We start from the raw sequence: 1,787 nt of genomic DNA on the forward strand, positions 1-1,787 counted from the left end.
CTGACCGTGCAGGTCGGCTCAACCGTGGTTGCACCGGCCGCGCCGGGCATCACGGCGCTGACTGACAACGTGGGCACCAAGACCGGGCCGATCACGAACGGCATGATGACCGACGACTCGCGGCCCGTCCTGACGGGCACGGGCACGGCGGGCAACACGATCACGCTGTACGACGGCGCTACGCTGATTGGCTCGGCCACGGTGGCAGGCAACGGCACGTGGAGCGTGCAGCCCGCCACGGCGCTGATCAATGGCACGCACGATCTATACGCCACGCAGACCAACGCAGCGGGTACGAGCCCGCACTCGACCGACATCAGCTTCACGGTCAACACCACCACGCCGGCTACGCCGGCTGCGCCCACTACCACGGACGACAACGGCAACCCTATTCCCGCAGGCGGCACAACGGCCGACCCGCATCCGCATATCCACGGCAAGGGCACGAACGGCGACACCATCACGGTGTACGACAACGGCGTCGTCATCGGCTCGACCACGGTTGCACCGGACGGCACGTGGACCTTCACGCCGTCGCCGGATTTGCCCAACGGCAACAACAGCATCACGGTGATTGAAACGAACCCCGCCGGTACGTCGAGCGGGAGTTCCACGCCTATCGTGGTGGTGGTGGACACGACCACGCCGGCAAAACCGTCGACGCCGGTTCTGACGGACGACAGCAACGCATCAATTCCGGCGGGCAGCACGACAACCGACGGCCATCCGCACATCAGCGGCACCGGCACGGCAGGCAACATAGTCAAGGTCTACGACGGCGCGAGCCTGATCGGCTCGGCCGTGGTTGACGTCACCGGCAAGTGGACCTTCACGCCGTCAACGGATATGGCCAGCGGCACGCACAGCATCACGGCCACGCAAACCAACGCGGCCGGCACAACGGGCGCGGCATCGGCTGCAATTGCGTTCACGTACTCGGACGCGCCGGCCGCGCCGGTGATCACGAACATCGTGAACGCGTCACAGGTGACGATTCCTTCGGGCGGCATTACCAACAGCGGCACGGAGACGGTAAGCGGCACGGGCGTGGCGGGCGCGACGGTGCATCTGTACGAAAACGGCTATAGTTTCGGCAGCACGACGGTGGACGTCACGGGCCACTGGACGCTGACGATCAACCTGGGGGCGGAGGGCAACCATACCTACGCGATGACCGCAACGCAGACCACGGGCGTCTCGCCTAGCGTTGTATCGAACACCTGGACGCTCACGCTCAACACGAGCACGCCGGCTACGCCGGCCGCACCGACCCTGACGGACGACAACGGCAACGCCATTCCCGCAGGCAGCACGACGGCCGATGCGCATCCGCATATCAGCGGCAAGGGCACGACAGGCGACATCATCAAGGTGTACGACAACGGAGTGGTAATCGGTTCGACCACGGTTGCCGGGGACGGCACGTGGACATTCAAGCCGTCGACGGACCTGTCCAACGGCTCGAACAGCTTCACGGTCACTGAAACGAACCCGGCGGGCACGCCGAGCGCGACGTCGGCGGCAACGGCCGTGGTGGTGGACACGACCACGCCGGCAAAACCGTCGACGCCGGTTCTGACGGATGACAGCAACGCATCAATCCCTGCGGGCAGCACGACAAGCGACGGCCATCCGCACATCAGCGGCACGGGCACGGCGGGCGCTACGGTCAAGGTCTATGACGGTTCGACGCTGATCGGTTCAGCCGTGGTTGACGGCACCGGCAAGTGGAGCTTCACGCCGTCAACGGACGTGGCTATTGGCACGCACAGCATCACGGCCACGCA

At 65.6% G+C, this 1,787-nt stretch carries 1 protein-coding gene; it reads left to right on the forward strand.

Annotated features, from left to right (window positions below):
- Nucleotides 1-1,787 (forward strand): Ig-like domain-containing protein (locus tag HB376_RS40555; protein WP_255631900.1); only part of this gene is annotated, 1,787 nt, incomplete at both ends.

It is taken from the genome of Caballeronia sp. dw_19 (assembly GCF_018449515.1).
In the GTDB taxonomy this organism is placed as follows: Bacteria; Pseudomonadota; Gammaproteobacteria; order Burkholderiales; family Burkholderiaceae; genus Caballeronia.